The sequence below is a fragment of the Nocardia sp. NPDC005366 genome (genome assembly GCF_040606855.1).
In the GTDB taxonomy this organism is placed as follows: Bacteria; Actinomycetota; Actinomycetes; order Mycobacteriales; family Mycobacteriaceae; genus Nocardia.
Map to the genome: position 1 here is coordinate 135,087 of NZ_JBEXFQ010000006.1, position 24,993 is coordinate 160,079.

The 24,993-nt window shown below is 67.5% G+C and carries 23 protein-coding genes; 15 read left to right on the forward strand and 8 right to left on the reverse strand.

Features of this window, described 5'->3' with window-relative positions; genetic code table 11:
- Positions 1-99 precede the first annotated feature (99 nt).
- From mptB to ABZS43_RS09435, 4 genes are all read left to right on the forward strand, one after another.
- Positions 100-1,737 carry a polyprenol phosphomannose-dependent alpha 1,6 mannosyltransferase MptB gene (gene mptB / locus ABZS43_RS09420; protein WP_355035507.1) on the forward strand — a complete coding sequence of 546 codons (1,638 nt, stop codon included), beginning with the start codon at positions 100-102 and terminating at the stop codon, positions 1,735-1,737.
- Between the two features lie 54 nt (positions 1,738-1,791).
- Positions 1,792-2,724, forward strand: a complete 933-nt coding sequence (locus ABZS43_RS09425; protein ID WP_355035362.1) for an ABC transporter ATP-binding protein — start codon at positions 1,792-1,794, stop codon at positions 2,722-2,724.
- On the forward strand, positions 2,721-3,512 hold the full coding sequence (locus ABZS43_RS09430) for an ABC transporter permease (RefSeq protein ID WP_355035363.1): 792 nt from the start codon (positions 2,721-2,723) through the stop codon (positions 3,510-3,512). The genes ABZS43_RS09425 and ABZS43_RS09430 overlap by 4 nt, the downstream gene beginning before the upstream one ends.
- A gap of 73 nt (positions 3,513-3,585) precedes the next feature.
- Positions 3,586-4,560, forward strand: a complete 975-nt coding sequence (locus ABZS43_RS09435; protein WP_355035364.1) for a heme A synthase — start codon at positions 3,586-3,588, stop codon at positions 4,558-4,560.
- 64 nt (positions 4,561-4,624) lie between these two features.
- Here ABZS43_RS09435 and ABZS43_RS09440 read toward each other — a convergent pair whose 3' ends face one another.
- The 4 genes from ABZS43_RS09440 to ABZS43_RS09455 form a co-directional block, all read right to left on the reverse strand.
- The gene (locus ABZS43_RS09440) at positions 4,625-6,259 is read right to left on the reverse strand and encodes an MDR family MFS transporter (protein ID WP_355035365.1); all 1,635 of its coding nucleotides are present in this window, start codon (positions 6,257-6,259) and stop codon (positions 4,625-4,627) included.
- The gene (locus ABZS43_RS09445) at positions 6,252-6,749 is read right to left on the reverse strand and encodes a MarR family transcriptional regulator (RefSeq protein ID WP_355035366.1); all 498 of its coding nucleotides are present in this window, start codon (positions 6,747-6,749) and stop codon (positions 6,252-6,254) included. Before ABZS43_RS09445 ends, ABZS43_RS09440 begins: the two co-directional genes overlap by 8 nt.
- A 311-nt stretch (positions 6,750-7,060) precedes the next feature.
- Positions 7,061-7,630, reverse strand: coding sequence for a DinB family protein (locus ABZS43_RS09450; protein WP_355035367.1), 570 nt, complete (start codon positions 7,628-7,630; stop codon positions 7,061-7,063).
- A 142-nt stretch (positions 7,631-7,772) separates the two neighbouring features.
- Positions 7,773-9,554: an ABC transporter ATP-binding protein gene (locus ABZS43_RS09455; protein WP_355035368.1), complete on the reverse strand. Its 1,782-nt coding sequence runs from the start codon at positions 9,552-9,554 to the stop codon at positions 7,773-7,775.
- A 301-nt stretch (positions 9,555-9,855) separates the two neighbouring features.
- On the opposite strand from ABZS43_RS09455, the gene ABZS43_RS09460 reads away from it, so the two are divergent.
- Positions 9,856-10,083, forward strand: a complete 228-nt coding sequence (locus tag ABZS43_RS09460) for a hypothetical protein (protein ID WP_355035369.1) — start codon at positions 9,856-9,858, stop codon at positions 10,081-10,083.
- Between the two features lie 3 nt (positions 10,084-10,086).
- Here the strand turns inward: ABZS43_RS09460 and ABZS43_RS09465 are convergent, their stop codons facing one another.
- Positions 10,087-10,437, reverse strand: coding sequence for a hypothetical protein (locus ABZS43_RS09465; protein WP_355035370.1), 351 nt, complete (start codon positions 10,435-10,437; stop codon positions 10,087-10,089).
- Positions 10,438-10,497: 60 nt separating this feature from the next.
- Here ABZS43_RS09465 and ABZS43_RS09470 point away from each other — a divergent pair, with 60 nt between their 5' ends.
- On the forward strand, positions 10,498-11,463 hold the full coding sequence (locus tag ABZS43_RS09470; RefSeq protein WP_355035371.1) for a quinone oxidoreductase: 966 nt from the start codon (positions 10,498-10,500) through the stop codon (positions 11,461-11,463).
- Positions 11,464-11,482: 19 nt separating this feature from the next.
- Here ABZS43_RS09470 and ABZS43_RS09475 read toward each other — a convergent pair whose 3' ends face one another.
- Positions 11,483-12,472 (reverse strand): heme o synthase, encoded by a 990-nt coding sequence (locus tag ABZS43_RS09475; protein WP_355035372.1) that lies wholly within the window; start codon positions 12,470-12,472, stop codon positions 11,483-11,485.
- Positions 12,473-12,864: 392 nt separating this feature from the next.
- On the opposite strand from ABZS43_RS09475, the gene tkt reads away from it, so the two are divergent.
- From tkt to ABZS43_RS09510, 7 genes are all read left to right on the forward strand, one after another.
- A complete protein-coding gene (tkt, locus tag ABZS43_RS09480) occupies positions 12,865-15,006 on the forward strand; it encodes a transketolase (protein ID WP_355035373.1) in 2,142 nt (713 codons plus the stop codon).
- Positions 15,007-15,011: 5 nt separating this feature from the next.
- The gene (tal, locus tag ABZS43_RS09485) at positions 15,012-16,148 is read left to right on the forward strand and encodes a transaldolase (protein ID WP_355035374.1); all 1,137 of its coding nucleotides are present in this window, start codon (positions 15,012-15,014) and stop codon (positions 16,146-16,148) included.
- A gap of 3 nt (positions 16,149-16,151) precedes the next feature.
- Positions 16,152-17,708, forward strand: coding sequence for a glucose-6-phosphate dehydrogenase (gene zwf, locus ABZS43_RS09490; RefSeq protein ID WP_355035375.1), 1,557 nt, complete (start codon positions 16,152-16,154; stop codon positions 17,706-17,708).
- Positions 17,705-18,613: a glucose-6-phosphate dehydrogenase assembly protein OpcA gene (opcA, locus tag ABZS43_RS09495; RefSeq protein WP_355035376.1), complete on the forward strand. Its 909-nt coding sequence runs from the start codon at positions 17,705-17,707 to the stop codon at positions 18,611-18,613. Before zwf ends, opcA begins: the two co-directional genes overlap by 4 nt.
- A complete protein-coding gene (pgl, locus tag ABZS43_RS09500; protein WP_355035377.1) occupies positions 18,606-19,394 on the forward strand; it encodes a 6-phosphogluconolactonase in 789 nt (262 codons plus the stop codon). The genes opcA and pgl overlap by 8 nt, the downstream gene beginning before the upstream one ends.
- 258 nt (positions 19,395-19,652) lie before the next feature.
- Positions 19,653-21,848, forward strand: a complete 2,196-nt coding sequence (locus tag ABZS43_RS09505; RefSeq protein WP_355035508.1) for a transketolase C-terminal domain-containing protein — start codon at positions 19,653-19,655, stop codon at positions 21,846-21,848.
- 73 nt (positions 21,849-21,921) lie between these two features.
- On the forward strand, positions 21,922-22,401 hold the full coding sequence (locus ABZS43_RS09510) for a hypothetical protein (protein WP_355035378.1): 480 nt from the start codon (positions 21,922-21,924) through the stop codon (positions 22,399-22,401).
- Between the two features lie 6 nt (positions 22,402-22,407).
- On the opposite strand, the gene ABZS43_RS09515 is transcribed toward ABZS43_RS09510, so the two are convergent.
- The gene (locus ABZS43_RS09515; RefSeq protein ID WP_355035509.1) at positions 22,408-23,334 is read right to left on the reverse strand and encodes an alpha/beta hydrolase; all 927 of its coding nucleotides are present in this window, start codon (positions 23,332-23,334) and stop codon (positions 22,408-22,410) included.
- Positions 23,335-23,430: 96 nt separating this feature from the next.
- On the opposite strand from ABZS43_RS09515, the gene ABZS43_RS09520 reads away from it, so the two are divergent.
- Together ABZS43_RS09520 and ABZS43_RS09525 are read left to right on the forward strand one after the other, a co-directional pair.
- Positions 23,431-24,279, forward strand: a complete 849-nt coding sequence (locus ABZS43_RS09520) for an SDR family NAD(P)-dependent oxidoreductase (protein ID WP_355035379.1) — start codon at positions 23,431-23,433, stop codon at positions 24,277-24,279.
- A gap of 15 nt (positions 24,280-24,294) precedes the next feature.
- Positions 24,295-24,441, forward strand: a complete 147-nt coding sequence (locus ABZS43_RS09525; protein ID WP_355035380.1) for a hypothetical protein — start codon at positions 24,295-24,297, stop codon at positions 24,439-24,441.
- 18 nt (positions 24,442-24,459) lie between these two features.
- On the opposite strand, the gene ABZS43_RS09530 is transcribed toward ABZS43_RS09525, so the two are convergent.
- Positions 24,460-24,738, reverse strand: a complete 279-nt coding sequence (locus ABZS43_RS09530; protein ID WP_355035381.1) for a YggT family protein — start codon at positions 24,736-24,738, stop codon at positions 24,460-24,462.
- Between the last annotated feature and the right edge of the window lie 255 nt (positions 24,739-24,993).

A 24,993-nucleotide genomic window follows, 5' to 3' on the forward strand; every position in this document is an offset into this window, starting at 1 on the left:
ATGTCAGGCCAACCGGGTGAAGAGGGTGTCGAGCACGATCGATCGGACACCTCCGGCACCCTGATCCGGTTGCGCGCGAGCAAGCCGTTCGCCTCCGCCATCGCCCTCGGCCGACGCGTGATCGGGCTCGACGTGCCGCCCGATCACACCGTCAGCGACGCGCTGCACGTCAACGAATCCGAGGCCGCGGGCCTCAACGCCAACGAGACCTCCCAATTGCGCCGGGTCCGGCTGCTCGGCGCCACCGGCTCGGTGATGATGGCGATCGGCGCACTCGGTCTCGGCGCGCAGCCGACGTTGCAGAACCCCACCTACGGCAAGGCCATCCTCGGCCTGCCCGCCCGGGTCCACAGTTCCGGGCTGGCGGTGACGATGCTCGGCACCGTGATCGTCATGCTGGCGTGGCTGCTGCTCGGCCGGTTCGCCCTCGGCCTGCAATCGGGTCGGGTCCGCAGGCTGAGCCGGTCGCAATTGGATCGCACCCTGCTGCTGTGGATCATTCCGCTGTCGGTCGCGCCGCCGATGTTCAGCCAGGACGTGTATTCCTATCTGGCACAAGGCGAAATCGCCGCACGCGGACTCGATCCGTACGACGTCGGCCCGGTGCAGGGACTCGGCCAGGATCATGTGCTCACGCGCAGCGTCCCGAATATCTGGCAGAACTCGCCCGCCCCGTACGGGCCGCTATCGATCTGGTTCGGCAAGGGCATCGCCGAACTCACCGGCGAGAACATCCTCGCCGGGGTGCTGTTGCACCGACTGCTCGCGCTGATCGGCATCGCCTGCATCGTCTGGGCGCTGCCGCGCCTGGCGCAGCGGTGCCGCGTGTCCGGCGTCGCCGCGCTGTGGCTCGGCGCCGCGAATCCACTGGTCATATTCCACCTGGTCTCCGGCGTCCACAACGAAGCGATGATGATCGGCCTGATGCTGGTCGGGCTGGAACTGTGCCTGGCGGCCCTGAGCCGCATCGGCCCGATCCGCGGGCACACCCTCACCCTGTTGCTGGCCGGCACGACGCTGATCGCCCTGTCCGCCACGGTCAAAATTCCCTCGATGCTGGCGCTCGCCTTCGTCTGGATGGCATTGGGCAGACGTTGGGGCGGCAGTGGGCGCGCGATCTGTACCGCCGCGCTCCTACTCGGCGGCGTGACCGTGACGGTGATGCTCATCGTCTGTTTCGGCAGCGGACTCGGATTCGGCTGGATAGACACCCTCACCACGGCCAATTCGGTGCGCAGCTGGATGTCGCTGCCGACGGCGCTCGGCGTGGTCACCGGATTCGGCGGAGTACTGCTCGGTCTCGGCGATCACACCACCGCCCTGCTGAGCATCACCCGGCCCATCGCCGCGGCCGCCGCCGCGCTGGTCGTGGTCCGACTGCTGATCGCCACCTGGAGCGGCCGTCTGCATCCGGTCGGCGCGCTCGGCGTCGCGTTCGGCGCGGTCGTGCTGCTGTTCCCCGTGGTGCAACCGTGGTATCTGCTGTGGGGCATCGTGCCGCTGGCCGCGTGGGCCAACCGACCGGCCTTCCGCGTGCCCGCGACGGTGGCCTCGGCGGCGGTGAGCGTGCTGCTGATGCCATCGGGCAGCGACATCACGCCGTTCGTCCTCATCTATGCCGCGGCCATCACGATCGTCACCTGTCTGCTGATGATTCTGGCGACCCGCAAATCGCTGCCGTGGCGGATGAACCGATCCGGCGTGGACGCGGTGCTGCCCGCCGGGTCCGGTGACTGAGCGCGCGGGGGTGTCTTCCAGGTCACATCGGCCGGAGGCATACGGTGTGACATCGTGACCGTTGCCTCTGGACCCGCCGTCCGCGTCGATGGAGTCGTCAAACGTTTCGGCGAGACCACCGCGGTAGACGGCCTGTCCTTCGACGTCGAACGGGCGCAGGTGCTCGCGCTGCTCGGCCCCAACGGCGCGGGCAAAACCACCACCGTCGAGATGTGCGAGGGTTTCGTCACCCCCGACGCCGGATCGGTGCGGGTGCTCGGCTCGGATCCGATCGCCGACTCCGAACGGCTGCGTTCGCGGATCGGTGTCATGTTGCAGGGCGGCGGCGCCTATCCCGGCGCTCGCGCCGGTGAGATGCTCGAACTGGTCGCCGCCTATTCGGCCGATCCGCTGGATCCGGAGTGGTTACTGAGCACCCTCGGCCTGCAGGACGCCAGACGAACTCCCTACCGCCGTCTGTCCGGCGGTCAGCAGCAGCGCCTCGCGCTGGCCTGTGCGCTGGTCGGGCGTCCGGAGATCGTCTTCCTCGATGAACCGACCGCCGGGCTCGACGCCCAGGCGCGGCTGATCGTGTGGGAACTGATCGACGCGCTGCGCCGCGACGGGGTCACCGTCGTGCTCACCACGCACTTGATGGACGAGGCCGAACAACTCGCCGATCAGCTGATCATCATCGACCACGGGCAGATCGTCGCCGCGGGCACACCCGCCGAGGTCACCGCGCACGGAGCGGCCGGGCAACTGCGGTTCACCGCACCGCCGAGACTGGATCTCGAATTGCTGAAATCGGCTCTGCCGGAAGGGTTCTCACCGCGCGAGACCGCGCCGGGAGCCTATCTGATCGAAGGCGAGATCGACCCGCAGGTGCTGGCGACGACAACCGCCTGGTGCGCCCGGCTCAATGTGCTCGCCACCGATATCCGCATCGATCAGCGTCGCCTGGAGGACGTCTTCTTGGAACTCACCGGACGGGATCTGCGCGGATGACACACGCCGACCAGGCAGCCAACCGCTTCGAGCCGGGCACCTTCGCCCCCGCGCCGCGCCCGGCCGCGCGCACCGCGATGCTGACCGCGCAGACTCGGATCGAGCTGATCCTGTTGCTGCGCAACGGCGAACAGCTGCTTCTGACGATGTTCATCCCGATCACCCTGCTCGTCGGGTTGACGCTGCTGCCCTTCGGCGGACTCGGCGACGACCGGGTGGACAAGATCGTGCCCGCCGTCATGATGGTGGCGGTGATGTCGACGGCGTTCACCGGCCAGGCCATCGCGGTCGGCTTCGACCGCCGTTACGGGGCGCTGAAGCGGTTGGGCGCCACGGCGCTTCCACGCTGGGGTGTCATCGCGGGTAAGAGCGCGGCGGTACTGATCGTGGTGGTGCTCCAGGCGATTGTGCTCGGTCTCATCGGTGTCGCGCTCGGCTGGCGCCCGGAGGCGACCGGTCTGCTGCTCGGCGCGCTGGTGATCGCACTCGGCACTTTCACCTTCGCGACCATGGGCCTGCTGCTCGGCGGCACCATGAAGGCGGAGGTCGTCCTCGCGCTGGCGAATGTGCTGTGGTTCGTCATGCTCGGCATCGCCAGCATCGTCTTCGCCTCCGACGATCTGCCGACCGCGGTGAATGTGCTGGCCCGCCTGATTCCCTCCGGTGCGCTGGCGGTCACGCTCGAAGAGGCGTTGCGCGGTGCGATCGATTGGTTCGGCCTGATCGTCCTCACGGCGTGGGGCGCGGTCTGCGCGTTCCTCGGCACCCGCCTGTTCCGCTTCCACTGAGTTCACGGTGTCTAACGACGCCTTGTAGTAGACCGGATGCGGAGGCGCGATACGCGACGGCTACCATCGTCGGGTGCTGTATCGCGCATTCGTCGGACTCGTCGATCGACTCCCCCTGCCCTCGCCGCGGGTGCAGCGGCTGACCGCCCTCGCGGTGATCCTCACCCAGGCGGGAATCGCCGTCACGGGATCCGTCGTCCGGGTCACCGCATCCGGTCTCGGCTGCCCGACATGGCCGCAATGCTTCCCCGGCAGCTTCACCCCCACCGGTGTCTCCGAGGTGGCGGTCGTGCACCAGGCGGTGGAATTCGGCAACCGCCTGCTGACCTTCGTGGTCAGTCTGTTCGCCGGATTGATCGTGCTCGCCGTGATCAGAGCCCGACGACGCCACGAGGTGCTGGTATACGCGTGGCTGATGCCGGGCGGAACGGTACTGCAGGCCGTCATCGGCGGCATCACGGTCCGCACCGGACTGCTGTGGTGGACCGTCGCGGTCCACCTGCTGGCCTCCATGCTGATGGTGTGGCTGGCGACCGTGCTGTACGCGAAGATCGGCGAGCCCGACGACGGTATCGAAGCCGTCCACGCCCCCGCGCCGCTGCGCTGGCTCACCGCCCTCAGCGGCGTCGCCTTGGCCGCCGTCCTGGTGGCTGGCACCCTGGTCACCGCCGCCGGGCCGCACGCGGGCGACAAGAGTATCGATCGTCCGGTGGCGCGACTCGAGGTCGAGATCGTCACGCTGGTCCACCTGCATTCGCAGTTGCTGGTCGGCTATCTGGCGCTGCTGATCGGTTTGGCCTTCGGCCTTTTCGCCGTCGGTGTCACCCCCACCGTCCGCGCCCGCCTCTTCACCCTGTTGGCGATCGTCTGCGCCCAGGCTCTCATCGGAGTCGTGCAGTACTTCACCGATGTGCCCGCGGTGCTGGTCGTCCTCCACGTCGCGGGCGCGGGCGCGTGCACCGCCGCCACCGCCGCGCTGTGGGCGTCGCTGCGGACGCGCGAGACGGTGACCGCACCGCTCCCGTCCGCCGCCGCCCAGGCCGCGTAGCTCTCGGGTCGGTCCGGCGTCGCGGGCGGGTTCTTCCGCTCCGCGACGCCGACTGCCGGACTGACTACGCCGAGCCGGAGCTCACTTCGACCTTCTGCCGCTGGTCGTTCATCGCGGCATCGTCCTCGGCGTCCACCCGCATGGGGTCGAGCGCGGGGTCGATATCGATGGTCCGGCGCAACGGGTTGTTCGGCAGCAGGGCCGCCGCGATCAGCGCGACGATGGTCGCGCCCGCCGCGATCAGGAAGATCCGGCCGGTCGCGTCACCGTAGGCGGCGCGCACGATCTGGGCGATCGGGGCGGGCAGCGCGCCGATATCCAGGTTGCTGCCGCCCGAGGAGCCGGACCGCATACCGATCCTGTCGAATCCCTGCGCGGACAGTTCGCCCACCCTGGTGGCAAGCACCGAACCGAGCACCGAGACCCCGATCGCGCCGCCGAAGGTGCGGAAGAACGCGACACTGCTGGAAGCGGCGCCGATATTGTGCACGCTCACCGTGTTCTGCACCGCGAGCACGAGGTTCTGCATCATCATGCCGACACCGAAGCCGACGACGGCGATGTAGACCCCGACCTGCCACAGACTCGTGGCGTGGTCGATTGTCGAGAGCAGTGCGAATCCGACCACCAGCAGCGCGGCACCGGTGACGACGAAACCCTTCCACTTGCCGAAACGGGTGATCAGCTGTCCCGATCCGACCGAGCCGACCAGCATGCCCGCGACCAACGGAATGGTCAGCACACCGGCGATCGTCGGTGAGAATCCCCGTGCCGTCTGGAAATACTGGCCGAGGAAGGTGGTCGCGCCGAACATACCCATGCCGACGGCGACAGAGGCGATGATCGCCAGTCCCGTGGTGCGCTCGGTGACGATCGGCAGCGGAATGATGGGCGACTTCGCGCGCGATTCCACCCACACCATCGCGAGCAGCAGCAGCACACCGACGCCGACGTAGAGCGCGGACTCGCCGGAGATCCAGTCGTAGTAGCCCGCCTTGCCCGCGAAGGACACCCAGATGAGCAGTACCGACACTCCGCCGGTCAGCAGTGCGGCGCCGAGCCAGTCGATCGAGACGCCTTCCTTGCGTTCGGTGGGCAGACGCAGCGTCCGCTGCAACAGCACGAGCGCGATGACCGCCAGCGGCACGCAGACGAAGAAGCACCAGCGCCAGCCGAGCGGGCTGTCGACGATGACACCGCCGAGAATAGGCCCGCCGGACATGGACACCGCCATGACCGCGCCCATGTAGCCGGAGTACCTGCCGCGTTCGCGCGGCGAGACGATCGAGCCGATGATGGCGACGACGAGTGCGGTCAGTCCGCCCATGCCGATGCCCTGAACGACGCGGGCGACGAGCAGCACTGGCACGTTATGGGCAAAGCCCGCGATGATCGAACCGATGACGAAGATAACGATGGCCGACTGGACCAGCACCTTCTTGTTGAACAGATCGGCGAACTTGCCCCAGATAGGCGTGGAGGCGGCGTTGGCGAGCAGCGCCGTGGTGATGACCCAGGCATAGGCGGTCTGCGACCCTTGCAGGTCGCCGATGATGGTGGGCAGGGCGGTCGCGACGATCGTGGTGCTCAACAGCGCGGTGAACAGCGCCGCGAGCAGTCCGGTCATCGCTTCGAGGATTTCGCGGTGGGTCATCGCGAAGGGATCACGCGGTGTCACCGCCTCGACTGAACTAGACATCTACTTCCTGATTCTGTGTCGGACCGGGGCGGTGCTGTCCCGGTGCGGTGCGGTGCGCGTGCGTGGTGAGCGCGTTCCTGAGCTGCTGTACCGCCAGGTACGCCCGCGCGGCGTCGTCCTCGCTCCAGTCGGCGAGCGCCGTCTGTAATCCCCGCGCACGCGAGGTACGGACGCTGCGCAACAGTTCGCGGCCATCGGGGGTGATCTGGATGAGGGTCGCGCGCCCGTCACCTGGGTCGGCGTGGCGGCTGACGTAGCCCGCCCCGACCAATTCGGCGACATGCCTGCTCAGCGCCGACGGGCTGATACACAGATCCACCGCCAGATCCCCCTGGCGGCACTGACCTCGGGTCTCGAGGCTGCCGAGTACCCCGACCCCGCCTGGCAGCAGGTGTCCCTCCTCCGGATGCAACAGGACGACACGCATCGCCCGCCCCATCAGATAGAGCTCCTTGATCAGGCTTTGCGCCGTATCCGCTGACACAGCCATGGCCACTCCCAACCACGAGATTGCTTACTTGCAGAACGCAACTATATTATCATTGCTTTTGCTAAACAATTAAGCTTCGGTCCCCCGAAGTGTCGACAATCACGTGCGAGAACGGGTCCATACCGGCGGATCAGCGGGCACCACCCCCACCGCAAGGCATGCATGCGCCGAAGCCGGGGCGCGACGCCTCGGCTTCGGCAGTGCGTCGGTCCGTAGACCGTCCTATTCGGGAATGATCGCCACCGCGTCGATCTCGACGAGCGCATCCGGGCGAGCGTGTCCCGCGGTGGAAACGACCGTGACGTTCATGGTCACGAGCCGGTACGGGCTTTGGTGTGCAGGTAGAGGTCGCGCAGGAGGCAGACTTCGGACAGGTGGTGGATCAGCTCACGATGGATATGCAGCACCAGAGCTGCCATGGGCAGCTCGGGGAAGGGCTCCTTCGCACCGAGCGGGATGCGGAGCCCCGCCTCGCCGAGGCCGGACACCCCGGCGAGCCAGATGTCGAGCTGCGTTTGGAGCTGGTCCAGCGCGGCGGCAGCGCTGCCCGCGTATTCCCAGGTCTCGTACGACGCCGCGGGCCCACCGAAATGCGTCGCGTTCCGTGTCGCGAGCACGCCGACGATGACGTGACCGAGTCGCCAGGCGATCGTGGTGAAGGGCGTGGGCACAGGCTCGGGGAAGGCGTAGTCGATCGTGAAAGCCCCGGTGCCGTGCTGCGCAGCCGAGTGGCGCGGCCGCACGTTCCAGGCGTCCGGCACCGGTGACCAGAAGTACTCGTCGTCGGTGAGGCCGTCGAGCCGGGCGCGGAGCTGGTAATTCCAGTGGAATTCCCACTGCTCGCGCAATGTCGGGTTCCAGTCGAGTTGTTCTGTATCCATGGGGCCAGCCTGACACCGATGGCGGACAGTATCTGTCCGCCATCGCCGGCATGTTGGGAACAGGAGGCGGCACGCGGTGACGAGCGGGCCACGACGGAGCGAGCGCTCGCCCTGATCGAGTTGCCGCGGCGACGAACTCCGATCAACGCGCGACCACGTCCTCACCGAGGAATCCACCCGACTGGTGCCGCCACAGCTGCGCGTATGTTCCTTGCGCGCACAGCAGCTGCTCGTGTGTCCCTTCCTCGACGACTCGCCCGTGGTCGAGCACCACCAGCCGATCCATTCCGGCCACAGTGCTCAGCCTGTGCGCGACGACCAGCGCCGTCCGCCCTTCCATCGACTCCCAGAGCGCTTGCTGCACAAGCAATTCGCTTTCCGAGTCGAGGGCGCTGGTGGCCTCGTCCAGGAGCAGGATGGGCGCGTCCCGCAGGATGGCCCGGGCCAGCGCGACCCGCTGACGCTGGCCGCCGGACAGTTTCACGCCGCGCTCGCCGATGAGCGTTTCCATACCCTGCGGCAGCGCGTCCACGAACTCGGTGACGTGCGCGGCCTCTGCGGCCCGCCGGATCTGCTCGTCCGTGGCGTCCGGGCGCGCGAATCGGATGTTCTCGCTCAAGGTCCGGTGGAACATGGCCGGCTCCTGTGGCACGTAGGCGATCAGACTTCGCAGATCCGCCTGCCTCAGCCGGGCGATGTCCTGCCCGCCGATACGTATCGTGCCGGATTGGATATCCATCAACCGCAGCAGCAGTTGGGTGATGGTGGTCTTGCCACCACCGGATCGTCCGACCAGGCCCACCTTGGCGCCGCTGGGCACATGCAGCTCCAATCCGTGGAACAGCTGCCGCGCACCCCCGTGCGTGAAGTGCACTGTCTCGAACCGCACGTCGAAGCCGTCGGGCCGCAATGGTTCCGGATGTTCGGCATCGAGCACCTTCGGCTCGTCGAGCAGCAGTTCGGTGAACTGCGCCGCCTCGGTGAGCACGGTCTCCAACCGCCGGTAGATCTGGTTGAACCGGAACATGATCCCGGTGGCGTTGAAGTAGTAGGTGAATGCCACCACAATGGCCTCCACCCCCGCGTTCGCGCCGCTGAGGCCCAGCGCGATCAGCAGGCCCATCACATTGGTGAGCACCAACAGCGGCGCCACCAGGGTATCTATTCGAAGGTTCGCGTAATCCCAGGAGCGCAACGACTTTCGCCGCGACGAGGCGACCCGCCGCCGATGCTCGGCCGCCTCCTGCGGTTCGGCGGCGAAGGCGCGCACCACCTGCATATTCGCCAGACTGTCGGCCACATGCCCGGAAACCCGCGCGATGGCGGCCTCCCGATCGTCGACGAGCTTCTGGCGACGCTGGATCAAGGGCATGACGACCAGCGCGGTCACCACGATCATGCCCATCAGCACGACGACAAGCACGGGGTTGTAGCGCCACAACACCACCGAGGCGAACACCAGCGGCACCACTGCCGCCAGGATCTCGAAGGCGAGGGTGTCCACGAACTGTTCGAACCGAGACGCGAAGCTGAGCGCGCGCTTCGTCAGCGAACCGGCGAAATTGTTGTGGAAGAACGCCGCGTCCTTGGCGAGCAACTCGTCCATGGCGAGCACGTAGAGATGCTCGATACCGTATGCGTCGACTCGGTTCAGACAGTGAATCCCGATGCGCCACAGCAGTTCCGCGAGTAGTAGAGCGCCACCGAAGGCGAGGATATACGAAGCCAGGGCCCCGAAACTCGTATCCCCGGTCACCGCGACCCGGCCGATCACCATGGCGACGATCAGCGGTGCGATGTACAGGTTGCAGATATTGCCGAGCGCCGGCGCCAGCAGCGCCGGAATCGTCGTGGCCTTGCGAGCGGCCATCTCCCGGCCGTATAGACGCAGCACCAGCTTGATCGCCGTTGCACGTGAATTCATGCTCCCCCTCTCGTCTCGAATCAACGAGCGATGCAGGTGAGCAATGATCCCGCGTCCAGACGGGTTACCGCCAGCGAATATCCGCCGACGGCGAGCCGGTCCCGCTCTCGTACGCCGAGAAGGGGCGACGGGCCGCCGGCGCGATGTCGCTGCCGTTCCCGCGATCGGTCGCACCGACCATGTCCGGAGTACAGGTCACGAAGAGAAGACGGTACCGATAACGAATCGGTGACGTTCGGCGATGGACAGAAGAGACCGCGACGGACGGAGCGCGGTGCTGCGTGAAGAGAGAGGCCGTCCGATGACGAATCGCCGACCCGATACCGCGCCGCTGGCGTCGCTGGCCGTACTGCTCGGCGTGATCATGGTGCTGGTAGCGGTGGCCGGAGCGTACCGGTTTCCCGGCTGGGCCGACGATTACGGCACGGCGCTGATCGTGATGGCGGTCGTGGCCTATCTGGGCGTGGCGGGGCGCATTCTGCACTGGGGTGTCGGCGAGCTGCTCGATCCCGCCGACGACCGGGTATAGAAATCAGTTCTCGTTGCGCGCCTTGGGGAATCGGGTCTGACGGGCTACCCAGCCCGCCATCTGTGCCCAGTGCCCCTTGCGCGGAGTGACGACGGAGGTCAGTGCGCGATCCCATTCGTCGGCCTCGGTGAGGCCGTCGATGGTTTCGACGAGTTCCTTGGCGGCGGCCGGATCGCCGACGACGCGATCGCCCATGACGCCGTCACTGCCGACCAGCGTGACACGGACGCCGATACGGCCGAGGGGCTGCAGGACGGCCGTGGCCGAACCGCCGTGATCAGCCACGAAACCCTTGACCGAGTCCACCAGGGCAGCCGACAGCTTGGCACCGGCCGGGGCAGCTTCAACGCTCATTCCGCCGAGTTTACCGACCGGTAGGCCGTGGCATCGACTCGCGGGTGTAGAACGGAATCCATGCGTGCCATCCAGGTTTCCGAACACGGTGGTCCCGAGGTCCTGAAGTACACCGAGGTGGAGCAGCCGCGGATAGGACCCGATCAGCTGCTCGTCGAGACCGAGGCCATCGGGATCAACTTCATCGATACCTATATCCGCACCGGGCTCTACCCCCAGTCCGTGCCGTATATCCCCGGCGCGGAAGGTTCCGGCGTCATCACCGAGGTCGGCGCGAATGTGACCGAATTCGCGGTCGGCGACCGAGTGGCCTGGGCCGCCGCGGCGGGTAGCTATGCCGAGCGGGTCGCCGTCGACGCGGCGGTCGCGATCGAGGTGCCGGCCGCGGTGCCCGCGCCTGTCGCCGCCTCGGTGCTGCTCCAGGGCATGACCGCGCACTATCTGATCGAATCGGTCCACAAGCCGCGTCCGGGTGAATCGATCCTGGTGCACGCGGGTGCGGGCGGGGTCGGGCTGATCCTCACCCAGATGGCTTGCGCGCGCGGGCTCCGGGTCATCACGACGGTCTCCTCCGACGAGAAGGAGACGCTCTCGCGCGCGGCGGGCGCCGCGGAGGTGCTGCGCTACTCCGACGATCTCGCCGAACAGGTGCGCGCGCTCACCGACGGTGTCGGCGTGGCGGCGGTCTACGACGGGGTCGGCCGTTCGACTTTCGAGGCGAGTCTCGCCTCGCTGCGCATCCGCGGCACGCTCGCGCTGTTCGGGGCGGCCAGCGGGCCGGTTCCGCCCTTCGACCTGCAACGACTCAATCCGGCCGGATCACTGTTCGTCACCAGGCCGACACTGGCCCACTACACCCGCGACCGAGCCGAATTGGTGTGGCGCGCGGGCGATGTCCTCGCCGCTGTCGCCGATGGTTCGCTGCACGTGCGGGTCGGCGCGACCTATCCCCTGGCCGAGGCCGAGCGGGCGCATCGGGATCTGGAAGGCCGCCGGACGACCGGATCCATCGTGCTGCTGCCCTGAACTCACCTCGACCGGTGGGTCAGCCGAAGAAGCTGCCGACGGTGTCCCAGCCGAGCACCGAATCGACCGCGAGGCCGCAGAACACGACGGCCAGGTAGTTGTTCGATTGGAGGAAAAGGCGCAGCGGCTTCACCGACTCACCGCGTCGCACGCCCGAGTACAGCTGATGAGCCATGAGCAGGAACCACGCTCCGGCCACCAGCGCCACGGCGGCGTAGACGATGCCGGTGGCTGGCACCAACGCGAAGGTGGTGAGCACGGTGAGCCAGGTGTAGATGACGATCTGCTTGGTGACCGCCTGTTCGGTGGCGACCACGGGCAGCATCGGCACGCCCGCCGCGCGGTAATCCTCCTTGTAGCGCATGGCCAGCGCCCAGGTGTGCGGCGGCGTCCAGAAGAAGATGACGCCGAACAGCGCGATCGCGGGCCAGCCGATGTCGCCGGTCACCGCGGACCAGCCCACCAGCGCGGGCATACAGCCCGCGGCGCCGCCCCACACCACGTTCTGTGAGGTACGACGCTTGAGCCCGAGGGTGTAGACGAAGACGTAGAACAGGATCGTCACGACGACGAGCAGGCCGCTCAACAGATTCGCCTGCCACCACAGCCAGGCGAACGAGGCCAGCCCCAGCACGATGCCGAAGACGGCGGCGTGCGAGGTCGGCACCGCGTCCCTGGCCAGCGGGCGCTTGGCGGTCCGTTTCATCACCTTGTCGATATCGGCGTCGGCGACGCAGTTGAGCGTATTCGCGCTCGCCGCGCCCATCCAGCCGCCGAACAGCGTGGCCAGGATGAGCCCGATATCCACGGTGCCGCGATCGGCGAGCAGCATGGTCGGGATCGTGGCGACCAGCAGCAGTTCGATGACGCGGGGTTTGGTCAACGCCAGGTAAGCCAGCGGGCGACGTAGCAGCCGAGATACGAATCCGTCGCCCTGCAACCGGTCGGTCAGCGCCGTCGCGGAGGAGCCGTGCGCACCATTGCCACCCGGCTGTTGCCCAATCCGCACTATCTCTCCTCGCACGCTGTGCATCACATCCGGCAATGGAACGAGCAGCGCGCTCGGCCCTGGAAGTTCCGATGCACAGCACAGCGCGGCGCGGCTACTACTACACAGGATGGTAGACCCTCGCCGACGACGCTCACCCCCTCGCCCCTCGCTGCCGCCGACGATTCCGCTCGCCGACCCCCTGCGAACCGGTCGTCACGACACCGTCGGACGCGGCGAATTCGCGACACCTGCCCCGTTCGGCCGGGTTCCCGCAATGCCGGTCAGCGGGCACATCTAGGGTAGTGGTGACACCCCCGCACGCATCGCGCAGCCGCCGTGCGTCTCGCGGTCGATTTCGGGCCGCCAACCACACCGCCGTCGACGAAACCAATGTCAGGAGAACCTCGGTCGTGTCAGTGACAGATGACATCCGCGCCCTCACTCAGCCGAACCACCCGGACGACTGGACGGATCTGGACACCAAGGCCGTCGACACAGTTCGGGTGCTGGCCGCCGACGCGGTGCAGAACGCCGGAAACGGCCATCCGGGTACGGCGATGAGCCTCGCGCCATTGGCGTACACCCTCTACCAGCGCACGATGCGTCACGACCCGAGCGACCCGCACTGGGTCGGCAGGGACCGTTTCGTGCTGTCCTGCGGACATTCCAGCGTCACCCAGTACATCCAGCTGTACCTGGCGGGTTTCGGCCTCGAGCTCGAGGATCTGGAGAACCTGCGCAAATGGGGTTCACTCACGCCGGGACACCCCGAGTACCGGCACACCGACGGCGTGGAGATCACCACCGGCCCGCTCGGCCAGGGTCTCGCCTCCGCCGTCGGCATGGCGATGGCCGCCCGCCGTGAGCGTGGCCTGTTCGATCCCGAGGCCGCGCCGGGCACCAGCCCGTTCGACCACTTCATCTACGTGATCGCCTCCGACGGCGACATGGAAGAGGGCGTCACCTCCGAGGCGTCGTCGCTGGCGGGCACCCAGCAGCTCGGCAATCTCGTGCTGATCTACGACGACAACAAGATCTCCATCGAGGACGACACCACCATCGCCTTCACCGAGGATGTCGCCGAGCGCTACGCGGCCTACGGCTGGCATGTCGAGGTCGTGGAGGGCGGCGAGGATGTCGTCGCCATCGAGAACGCGATCGCGGCGGCCAAGGCGGAGACCTCCAAGCCCTCGATCATCGTGCTGCGCACCATCATCGGCTACCCGGCCCCGACCAAGATGAACACCGGCGCGGCCCACGGTGCGGCGCTGGGCGCCGACGAGGTGGCCGCGACCAAGAAGGTGCTCGGATTCGATCCGGACAAGACCTTCGACGTCGACCCCGATGTCATCGCGCACACCCGCAAGGCCATCGAGCGCGGACAGCAGGCCCACCGCGACTGGCAGAACGCCTTCGACGCGTGGGCGCAGGCCAATCCCGCGGGCAAGGCGCTGTTCGACCGGCTCGCCAACCGTGACCTGCCCGAGGGCTGGGCCGCGAAACTGCCCACCTACGAGGCGGATCCGAAGGGGATGGCGACCCGCAAGGCCTCCGGCAAGGTTCTCGCCGCGCTCGCCCCGGTGCTGCCGGAGCTGTGGGGCGGTTCGGCCGACCTCGCCGAATCCAACAACACCACCATGCCGGATACGCCGAGTTTCGGCCCCGAATCGATTTCCACCGGTATGTGGAAGGCCGACCCGTACGGGCGCACCCTGCACTTCGGTGTGCGCGAACACGCGATGGGTTCGATCCTCAACGGCATCGCGCTGCACGGGCCGACCCGCCCGTACGGCGGCACCTTCCTGGTCTTCTCCGATTACATGCGTCCCGCGGTCCGCCTCGCGGCGCTGATGCGGGTGCCCGCGATCTACGTGTGGACCCACGATTCCATCGGTCTCGGCGAGGACGGCCCGACCCACCAGCCGATCGAGCATCTGGCCGCGTTGCGCGCCATCCCCGGCCTCAACGTGGTGCGCCCGGGTGACGCGAACGAGACCACCTACGCCTGGCGCACCATCCTCGAGCGAGATTCCAGCGAGCGCACGTCGCATTTCGTGCCGTCCGATACCCCGCACCAGGACGGTCCTTCGGCGCTGGCGCTGACCCGCCAGGATCTGCCGATCGTGGAGGGCACCAGCTACGAGGGCGTCAAGAGCGGCGGCTACATCCTGGCCGAGGCCTCCACCGGCGTCCCGCAGGTGATCCTGATCGCTACCGGCTCCGAGCTCCAGCTCGCCGTGGCCGCCCGCACTACGCTGGAGGCGCAGGGCATCGGAACCCGCGTGGTCTCGATGCCGTGTGTCGAGTGGTTCGACGCGCAGGACAAGGCTTACCGGGACGAGGTGCTGCCCCCGACGGTCCGCGCGCGCGTCACCGTCGAGGCCGGTATCGCCATGCCGTGGCACCGCTTCGCCGGTGACGCGGGCGAGATCGTGTCGATCGAGCATTTCGGCGCCTCCGCCGATTTCAAGACCCTGTTCCGCGAGTTCGGTATCACCGCGGAAGCCGTTGTCGCCGCCGCGCAGCGCACGCTCGAAAACGTGAAGGGATAACGCCCATGACACAGAACGAAAACGTCGCCGCCCTCTCGGCGGCAGGCGTCTCGGTATGGCTCGATGATCTGTCCAGGGACCGGATCCAGTCCGGTAATCTCGCCGAACTCATCGCCACCCGCGGCGTCGTCGGCGTGACAACCAATCCGACGATCTTCCAGGGTGCGCTGAGCCAGGGCCACGCCTACGACGCGCAGGTGAAAGACCTTGCCGCCCTTGGCGCTGACGCGGACGCCGCCATCCGCACCATCACCACCGACGATGTACGCGCCGCGTGCGACGTATTCCTGCCGGTGTTCGAAGCCACCAACGAGGTGGACGGCCGCGTCTCCATCGAGGTCGACCCGCGCCTGGCCTTCGACGCGGACAAGACCACCGCGCAGGCGGTCGAACTGTGGAAGATCGTCGACCGGCCGAATCTGTTCATCAAGATTCCCGCGACCGAGGCGGGTCTGCCCGCCATCTCCGCGGTGATCGGCGAGGGCATCAGCGTGAACGTGACGCTGATCTTCTCGGTCGCCCGCTACCGCTCGGTGATGGGCGCTTACCTCGACGGTCTGCGCCGGGCCAAGATCGCCGGTCACGATCCGGGCCGAATCCATTCGGTCGCTTCGTTCTTCGTCTCGCGGGTCGATACGGAGATCGACAAGCGTCTCGAAGCCATCGGCACCCCGGAGGCCCTGGCGCTGCGCGGTAAGGCCGGTGTCGCCAATGCCCGCCTCGCCTACGCCGAGTACCAGGACGTGTTCGACGGCGGCGCGCACACCTCGACGTTCGCGCATCTCGCGGCATCGGGTGCGAATCGGCAGCGGCCGCTGTGGGCCTCGACCGGTGTGAAGAACCCGGATTACCCGGACACCCTCTACGTCACCGAACTGGTGGCGAAGAATACGGTGAACACGCTGCCGGAGAAAACCCTCGAAGCCGTCGCCGACCACGGCGAGATTCGCGGTGACACCCTCAGCGGGACCGCCGCCGAATCCAAGGAGGTCTTCGACGCGTTGACCGCCGTCGGCATCGACCTCGACGACGTATTCGCCGTACTGGAGCGCGAGGGCGTCGAAAAATTCGAAAAGTCGTGGGAAGAACTGCTTTCCGCGACAACAGAGGAGTTGCGCGCAGCCGCGAGCGAAAGCGCCTGATACGTGGCCGGCACAGCAGAGGTCTGGAAGAACCCGCTGCGCGACGAGCGGGACAAACGTGTCCCGCGCATCGCCGGACCGTGCAGCATGGTGATTTTCGGTGTCACCGGGGATCTTTCCCGGAAGAAACTGATGCCGGCCATCTACGACCTCGCGAACCGGGGGCTGCTACCCCCCGGTTTCGCGCTGGTCGGCTTCGCCAGGCGTGACTACGCGGACGAGGATTTCGCGAAGGTCGTGCTGGACGCGGTGCGCACACACGCGCGTACTCCCTTCCGCCAGGAGGTCTGGGACCATCTGGCGGAGGGAATCCGCTTCGTCCAGGGCACTTTCGACGACCACGACGCTTTCGACCGGCTCGCCAGCACCCTGGCTGATCTGGACAAGGAGCGCGGCACCGGGGGCAATCACGCCTTCTACCTGTCGATTCCGCCGAATATGTTCCCGGTGGTACTCGATCAGCTCTCCGAGCACAAACTGGCCCAGCCCGACACCACCGACGCACCGGGGCGCACGCCGTGGCGCCGGGTAGTGATCGAGAAACCCTTCGGGCACGATCTAGAGACCGCCGTCGAGCTGAACGCGCTTGTCAACCGGGTGTTCCCGGAGGAGACGGTATTTCGCATCGACCACTACCTCGGCAAGGAGACGGTCCAGAACATTCTGGCGCTGCGCTTCGCCAACCAACTCTACGATCCGATCTGGAACGCCAACTACGTCGACCACGTGCAGATCACGATGGCCGAGGACATCGGATTGGGCGGGCGCGCGGGCTATTACGACGGCATCGGCGCGGCCCGCGACGTGATCCAGAATCATCTGCTCCAACTGCTGGCGCTCACCGCGATGGAGGAGCCGATCAGCTTCCAGCCCAAACAGTTGCAGACCGAGAAGATCAAGGTGCTCTCGGCGACGAAACTGGTGGAACCGCTGGACCAGACCACCGCGCGCGGACAGTACGCCGAGGGCTGGCAGGGCGGCGAGCACGTGGTCGGGCTGCTGGACGAGGAGGGTTTCGACCCCCAGTCCAGCACCGAGACCTACGCCGCGATCACCCTCGAGGTCGACACGCGCCGCTGGGCCGGGGTGCCGTTCTATCTGCGGACCGGAAAACGGCTCGGCCGCAGGGTGACCGAGATCGCCGTCATCTTCAAGCGGGCCCCGCATCTGCCGTTCGACCAGACCATGACCGAGGATCTCGGTCAGAACGCCCTGGTCATCCGCGTGCAGCCGGATGAGGGCATCACCACGCGCTTCGGGTCCAAAGTGCCCGGGTCCAGCATGGAGGTGCGTGATGTCAATATGGACTTCAGCTACGGCGAGGCGTTCACCGAATCCTCCCCCGAGGCCTACGAACGTCTGATCCTCGACATGCTCCTCGGGGAACCGTCGCTGTTCCCGGTGAACGCGGAGGTCGAATTGTCCTGGAGCATCCTGGATCCGGTGCTGGAACACTGGTCGGCCGAGGGCAGGCCGGAGTCGTACGAGGCGGGGACGTGGGGTCCGCCCTCGGCCGATGAGATGCTCGAGCGCACCGGCCGCGAATGGCGGCGCCCATGATCGTCGACATGCCCGCGACGACGACGGGCGCGGTCACCAAACGCCTGATCCGGTTGCGCGAGAACAACGGCGTCATCACCATGGGCCGGGTGCTCACCCTGGTGGTGTGCACGCTGGACAGTTCCGAGGCCGAGGACGCCATCGACGCGGCCAACGACGCCAGCCGCGAACACCCGTGTCGCGTCGTGGTTCTGGCGCGCGGAGATCGCGATGCCGAGACCAAGCTGGACGCCCAGATCCGAGTCGGGGGCGACGCGGGTGCGGCGGAAGTGATCGTGCTGCGCCTGCAGGGCGAGTTGATCGTGCACGAGAGCAGCGTCGTCATCCCGTTCCTGCTGCCCGACACCCCCGTGGTGGCCTGGTGGCCGCGCGGTGCGCCGGAATTCCCGTCCAAGGATTCGGTGGGCCGCCTGGCAACCCGGCGCATCACCGATGCCACCTTCGCCGCCGATCCGCAGGTGACGATCAAGAAACGGCGCGATTCCTACGCACCGGGCGATACCGATCTGGCGTGGAGCCGGATCACCTATTGGCGGGCACTGCTGGCCGCCGCCATGGACGAACCGCCCTACGAGCCGATCGAATCGGTGACGGTGTCGGGGCTGCGCAACGAACCCGCGCTGGACATGCTGGCGGGCTGGCTCGCGAACCGGCTCGATTGTCCCGTGCATCGCCGGACCGGCGCGCTCGAGGTCCGGTTGCATCGGCCCACCGTGTCGATCGCCATCGAACGCCCGCAGACCGGGCGCACCGCCACATTGACCCGCACCGGAGATCCGGACCAGCGCATCGCGCTGGCGCGCAGGGAGACCCGCGACTGCCTTGCCGAGGAACTGCGGCGCCTCGACGCCGACGAGATCTACGCCGAGGCGCTCGCCGGAATCGAGAGGGTGAGCTATGAGTGAGACACCGGGGCAGGAGCACGCCGACCAGGGCAAGCACATCGCCCGGGAGTTTCCCGCCGATATCGTGGAGGTGCACGCCGATACCGGGGCGCTGGTCGCCGCGGCGGCTGCCAGATTCGTCGAGATCGTCGTCGCGGCCCAGGCCGAGCGCGGATCGGCCTCGGTGGTGCTGACCGGCGGCGGCACCGGTATCGGTCTGCTGGAACTGGTCCGTAAGAGTCCCGGTGACATCGACTGGTCGAAACTCGACATCTTCTGGGGCGACGAACGTTTCGTGCCCGCGGGCGATCCGGAGCGCAATGAATTGCAGGCGCGCCGGGCGCTGCTCGATCACGTGCCGGTGGATCCGGCGCGCGTTCACCCGGTCGCGACCTCCGACGGGGAGTACCCCGATCCGATCGAGGCCGCGGCCGAGTACTCTACGACGGTGCACGCGCATCTGGCCGTCTACGGCGCCTTCGATCTGCACCTGCTCGGCATGGGCGGCGAAGGACATGTGAACTCCCTGTTCCCGCATACCGACGCGGTGCGCGAGAAGCACGAACTCGTTGTCGCGGTGACGGATTCGCCGAAGCCGCCGCCCGTCCGAGTGACACTGACCCTGCCCGCGGTGCGTCGCACCCGGCACGTGGTGCTCGTGGTGGGCGGCGCGGCGAAGGCCGAGGCGGTCGCGGCGGCCATCGGCGGGGCCGATCCGGTCGACATCCCCTCCGCGGGTGCCATCGGTACCGAATCGACGACCTGGTTGCTGGACGACGAGGCCTCAGCGGCGCTGCGCTAGCGCAACTTTCAGATAGGAGGGGTCGGGGTTGCCGACCAGCAATTTCGATGAAGGTCTTCATCGCGGGGACCGGATCACCATGGATCCGTCCGGCGCGTGTTCGACGATCCTCGACCGCCGCGCGTTCGGTGGTCGGCGTATTCTCCCCGGCCCCGGATATCGCGGCCGGACGCGGACCGCGTCGAGCGCGGCTATCCGGTGAGCGCTCCCGAGGAAGATCTCGAGCAGCGGTTGCGCGCCGGCATCTCCGCGCTGACCGTGCCGACGGCACCGTCCTCGGACCGTCCGGTCGCTCCCGGAATTACGGGCCAGGCGTTGCTGGACCTGTTCGAAGCACAGGCCACCAGCAGGCAACTCGATCTGGCGGCCCGGCGACTGGGCAACGCGCGACGCGGCTACTACAGCATCGGCTCGTCCGGGCACGAAGGTAATGCGGCGGTATCGGCGGCGTTGCGAACGACCGATCCGGCGCTGCTGCACTACCGGTCCGGCGCGTTCTTCGTCCACCGCGCGCGCCGTGTGCCCGATCTCGACCCGATCCGCGATGTGCTCCTGGGCGTCGTCGCGGCCGCCGCCGACCCCATCTCCGGTGGCAGGCATAAGGTTTTCGGCAGCAAGCCCGCCAATGTGATCCCGCAGACCTCGACCATCGCCTCCCATCTGCCGCGCGCGGTCGGACTCGCGTTCTCCCTCGAACGCGCCGCGCGGCTGGGGGTTTCGAGCGAATGGCCCGCGGATTCGGTGGTGTTGTGCAGTTTCGGTGACGCCTCGGCCAACCACTCCACCGCCACCGGCGCGATCAATGCCGCCGTCCACACCGCACACCAGGGCGTCGCGGTGCCCGTGCTGTTCCTGTGCGAGGACAACGGCATCGGGATCAGCGTCCCGACACCACCGAACTGGATCGAATCCGCCTACGGGTCCCGCCCCGGCCTGCGCTATTTCGACGCGGACGGCTGCGATCCGGTCGACGCCATGACGACCGCCGCGGCCGCCGTCGAGTGGGTGCGCACGCATCGCGCGCCCGCCTTCTTCCGCCTGCGCACCGTCCGACTGCTCGGCCATGCCGGATCCGATGTCGAATCGGCCTACCGCAGCCCCGGCGATATCGCCGCCGACCTGGAGCGGGATCCGGTTCTGGCGACCGCGCGAGTGCTCGTCACCTCGGGAACGGCGACACCGCAGGAGATCCTCGACCGCTACGACATCATCACGCACCTGGTCTCGGTGACAGCTCAAATGGTGTGGAGCAAACCGAAATTGGAGTCGGCCGCCGCCGTGACCGCCCCGATCGCCGCGGACAACCCGGACGCCGTGCGCGCCGATGTGCTCCGGACGACCGCGCCGGCGGATCCGGCGGAGTCGGCGAATGGTTCGGCGTCCTCGGCCGACTCGATGACGCTCGCGCAGTCGATCAATCACACCCTCGCCGAACTCCTCGCCCACGACCAGGACGTGCTGGTCTTCGGCGAGGACGTCGGACGCAAGGGCGGCGTCTACGGGGTCACCAAGGGTTTGCGGAAACGGTTCGGCGCGCGACGGGTCTTCGACACCCTGCTCGACGAGCAGAGTGTGCTCGGCACCGCCCTCGGCGCCGGGCTCGCCGGATTCGTGCCGATCCCGGAAATCCAGTATCTGGCCTACATCCACAGTGCTCTCGACCAGTTGCGCGGCGAGGCCGCCACGCTGTCGTACTTCTCGGACGGCCGCTACCGAAACCCCCTGGTGGTCCGCATCGCCGGATTGGCGTACCAGAATGGTTTCGGCGGTCACTTCCACAACGACAACTCGGTGGCGGCACTGCGCGATATACCGGGTCTGGTCGTCGCCGTTCCGGCGCGAGCCGACGATGCCGCGGCCATGTTGCGCACCTGCGTCTCGGCCGCCCGCGTCGACGGCCGGGTCTGCGTCTTTCTCGAACCGATCGCCCTCTACCACACCCGCGACCTCCGTGCGGGCGACCGCGGTTGGCTTGCCCCCGTCTCCCCCACCGATACGGTCGATATCGGACGCGCTCGAATCCACGGCGACGGAACCGATCTCACGATCGTGACCTTCGCCAACGGTGTCCCGATGAGTCTGCGCGTCGCCCATCGCCTCGCCGAGCGCGGTATCCGGGTGCGCGTACTCGATCTGCGCTGGCTCAATCCGCTCCCGGTGCAGGACCTGCTCCACCACGCCCGTGCCACCGGCCGCGTCCTCGTCGCCGATGAAACGCGCCGCAGCGGTGGTGTTTCGGAATCGGTCGTCACCGCACTGCTCGACGCGGGATTCGACGGTCGAATCGCGCGCGTGACCAGCGAGGACAGTTTCGTGCCACTCGGCCCCGCCGCCGACACCGTCCTACTGGACGAGGCCCGGATAGAGGCCGCCGCCGACACGATCCTGGGCTCGGCGAATCGCCGCGGCGTCACGCTGAAGCGGAGGTTCCGGTCGCCGACTCGATCGCGGTGAATCCGATTCGAATCGCCCCGCGTGGAAATACAGTGGATAAGTAACCCCCGACCAGCAGCGGAAGGATGCGGTCATGACCACGATGTCCACGCTCGGCGAGGTTCGACCCGAGCACGATCGACCCGCTGACGGCGACCGGGTGCTGCTGCACTTCCTGCGCTCGTTCCCGCGGCCCGTCATCGACGTCTGGACCGCGTGCACCTCCCGCGACCGATTGCGGCGTTGGCTCGGCACCGTCTCCGGCGAGGAGGGCGACCTCACCCTCCTCCCCCTCGACGGCCCGGTCTCGGGTCCCCTCGCCGTCCGGGTCGAGCGCTGCGTCGCGCCGCGTGAATTGGCCGTCCGTGTCGACGGCCGCGCGCTCGAACTGCGCCTGACCCAGGTCGGCGTGGTCACCACCGTCGAACTGGTCCGCCGCCACCTGGGTCCCACCGAAGCCGAGGCCATCGGCCCCCGTTGGCAGTATCTGCTCGATCGCCTGGGCGCCCACCTCGAATCCCGCCCGCTGCCGCGCTGGGCCGACTACCCGGAACTGGCCGAGGAGTACCGCTAGCGGCGCCTAGGGGGCGAGGTCGCGCAGATGCTCGACGATCAGCGCGTTGACCTCCTCGCTCCGTTCCAACTGGACGAGATGACCCGCGTCGGCGATTTCGGTGACGGCGCGCAGGTCGGGAACGTGGGCGCGCATGACGCCCAGCGGATCGCGGCCACTGAACCCCTCCATATCGGTGTCGCGGTCGCCGTAGAGGAAGTACGCGGGGACGGTGACGTCGGCGTCCGCGTAGTCGGCCGTGAGTTCCCAGTTGCGGTCCAGTGCCCGGTACCAATTGAGCCCGCCGGTGAATCCGGTGTTCTCGAAATCCTTGGCGAGGATATCGAGATCCTCCTGTGAGAGCCATCGCCACGGCAGCGGCGGAGCCTTGGGCAGGACATCGAGGTAGCCGGTGCCCTCGGCCGGATGGCGCCACGTGTCGAGGTAGTGGTAATCGGCGCTGAGCGAGTAGTAGACCCGCGCGAGGAATTCACGGGGGCTCGCGCCGAGTTCGACATCGGCGACCCCCGGCTTCTGGAAGTAGTCGAGATGCAGGAAGTGTCGCGCGGCGGCCTTGGCCCACAGTTGCGACGGCGGCCGGGGCGGGCGCGGCGCGAAAGGATTGTTGAGGACAATGACACCGCTGACCCGCTCCGGAGCGCGCAGCGTCAATTCCCACACGAGGGCCGCGCCGAAATCCAAGCCGACGAATACGGCCTTATCCGCGCCGATATCGTCGAGCAGCGCGAGCAGATCGCCGATGACGGCGCGATCGGTATAGGAATCGATATCGGCCTTTACCTCCGTGCGGCCGTATCCGCGCAGGTCGGGGGCTATGGCATGGTAACCGGCCGCCGCCACTGCGGGGAGCTGGCGATGCCACATGTACCAGGTGTGCGGGAAGCCGTGACAGAAGATCACCGGATGCCCCCGGCCCTGTTCGGCGACGTGCATCCGCCCGCCCTCGATTGTCACGAACCGATGCGACAACTCCACTACCGCCTCCAAAACTTAGAACGTGTTCCTATTTCACGGTAATGTCCCGAAGTCGTGAGCGGAATACCACAGAAACTCGGCGGCAGCGTCGCCGTCGTCACCGGCGCGAGTCGCGGCATCGGAAAGGGCATCGCACTGGAATTGGGCGCGGCGGGCGCCACCGTGTTCGTGACCGGAAGATCGGCCACGCCCGGACACCTACCCGGCACCGTGCACGGCACGGCCGCCGAAATCGACGAATTGGGCGGGGTCGGCATCCCCTTCGTCTGCGACCACCGCGACGACGACGCGGTGCAGCGACTGTTCCAGCGCGTGCGCGACGAATACGGCCACCTGGATATCCTGGTGAACAACGTCTACAACGCGCCTGCCGCGGCCCGCTGGCTGGGCAAGCCGTTCTGGGAGGTGCCCCCGGCGGCGTGGGACGAGACCTTCGACGTCGGCGTCCGATCCCATTACGTGGCAGCGGTATTCGCGGCTCCGCTGCTGATCGAATCGAGCGGCCTTATCGTCAATATCTCCTCGCCCGGCGCCGAACGGTATATGCACAACGCCGTCTACGGGGTGGCGAAAGCCGCGCTGGACCGTCTCACCGCCGATCTCGCGCAGAATCTGATCGACACCGAGGTGACGGCGGTATCGCTGTGGCCGGGCATCGTGGACACCGAACTGCTGCAGATGGCGCCCCGCGACGCCGATGGCCGCAGGGTCGTCACCCTGCCGGGTGAAGGCGCCTTCGATCTGGACGCCGCGGAGTCACCGCGCTTCACCGGTCGCGCCGTGGTCGCCCTCGCCACCGACACGGCCCGGCGCGGACGCACCGGATCCGCCTGGCGCGTCGCCGATCTCGCCGAACAGTACGGATTCACCGACATCGACGGGCGCATTCCCCGCAACGACTGATTTCGATGGCCGGGAATGGGGCATGCCGACGACGACGCCTTCACCGCCGACCGCGACAGCGCGGCGATGACAGCGACCACCCCGGCGCTCGGCGATCTCATCGCCGGCGCGGAACTCCTCGTCGGCGAACCGCTGGCGACGAAGGGCGTGCTCGCCCGATAGCCGAGCACGCCCCGCGCACTACAGGCTGAAGAAGATCGCCCGCAGCACCAGCGCCACGATGAATACGATCGTGAACGCCAGATCGATCGACAGTCCGCCCGCCCGCACGGGCGGCAGCACCTTGCGCACCGGCGCGATCACCGGTTCGGTCACGGATTGGGCGAAGTCGCGGGCGCGCAACACCCACGGCGACCTGGTGTTGCCGAGCAGAACCACCCAGTCCAGGATCATCCGTGCGATCAGCACGACGATAAACAGCGTCAGGGCGTAACCGAGCACCGTCCCGATGAGGCTCATGACCAACTCCTTATGTGCCGGCCGAACCGGCCGTCCTACCGAATCAACGGGTCCGCCCATATCGAAGTGTCCGCGCGACCACCTTCACAGCCGACTATCAGGATCGGACAAATCGGGCGGGCGGACGGTCGCCGCGAACCAGTGCCACCTCTCGGCACAGACGAGCACTCACCCACTTCCCCGGGATGATAGTTGCCTCGCGACGCAGCCACCGGGCGGCGCGAGCGATCGAGCCACCCTTCGCTAACTATCCGG

What these genes read in the sequence shown, in the direction of transcription:
- ABZS43_RS09430 (WP_355035363.1), top strand. Translation starts at nt 2,721, where the DNA reads ATGACACACGCCGACCAGGCAGCCAACCGCTTCGAGCCGGGCACCTTC.
- ABZS43_RS09440 (WP_355035365.1), bottom strand. Translation starts at nt 6,259, where the DNA reads ATGTCTAGTTCAGTCGAGGCGGTGACACCGCGTGATCCCTTCGCGATG.
- ABZS43_RS09445 (WP_355035366.1), bottom strand. Translation starts at nt 6,749, where the DNA reads ATGGCTGTGTCAGCGGATACGGCGCAAAGCCTGATCAAGGAGCTCTAT.
- ABZS43_RS09450 (WP_355035367.1), bottom strand. Translation starts at nt 7,630, where the DNA reads ATGGATACAGAACAACTCGACTGGAACCCGACATTGCGCGAGCAGTGG.
- ABZS43_RS09455 (WP_355035368.1), bottom strand. Translation starts at nt 9,554, where the DNA reads ATGAATTCACGTGCAACGGCGATCAAGCTGGTGCTGCGTCTATACGGC.
- ABZS43_RS09460 (WP_355035369.1), top strand. Translation starts at nt 9,856, where the DNA reads ATGACGAATCGCCGACCCGATACCGCGCCGCTGGCGTCGCTGGCCGTA.
- ABZS43_RS09465 (WP_355035370.1), bottom strand. Translation starts at nt 10,437, where the DNA reads ATGAGCGTTGAAGCTGCCCCGGCCGGTGCCAAGCTGTCGGCTGCCCTG.
- ABZS43_RS09470 (WP_355035371.1), top strand. Translation starts at nt 10,498, where the DNA reads ATGCGTGCCATCCAGGTTTCCGAACACGGTGGTCCCGAGGTCCTGAAG.
- tal (WP_355035374.1), top strand. Translation starts at nt 15,012, where the DNA reads ATGACACAGAACGAAAACGTCGCCGCCCTCTCGGCGGCAGGCGTCTCG.
- opcA (WP_355035376.1), top strand. Translation starts at nt 17,705, where the DNA reads ATGATCGTCGACATGCCCGCGACGACGACGGGCGCGGTCACCAAACGC.
- pgl (WP_355035377.1), top strand. Translation starts at nt 18,606, where the DNA reads ATGAGTGAGACACCGGGGCAGGAGCACGCCGACCAGGGCAAGCACATC.
- ABZS43_RS09510 (WP_355035378.1), top strand. Translation starts at nt 21,922, where the DNA reads ATGACCACGATGTCCACGCTCGGCGAGGTTCGACCCGAGCACGATCGA.
- ABZS43_RS09515 (WP_355035509.1), bottom strand. Translation starts at nt 23,334, where the DNA reads ATGCACGTCGCCGAACAGGGCCGGGGGCATCCGGTGATCTTCTGTCAC.
- ABZS43_RS09525 (WP_355035380.1), top strand. Translation starts at nt 24,295, where the DNA reads ATGGGGCATGCCGACGACGACGCCTTCACCGCCGACCGCGACAGCGCG.
- ABZS43_RS09530 (WP_355035381.1), bottom strand. Translation starts at nt 24,738, where the DNA reads ATGAGCCTCATCGGGACGGTGCTCGGTTACGCCCTGACGCTGTTTATC.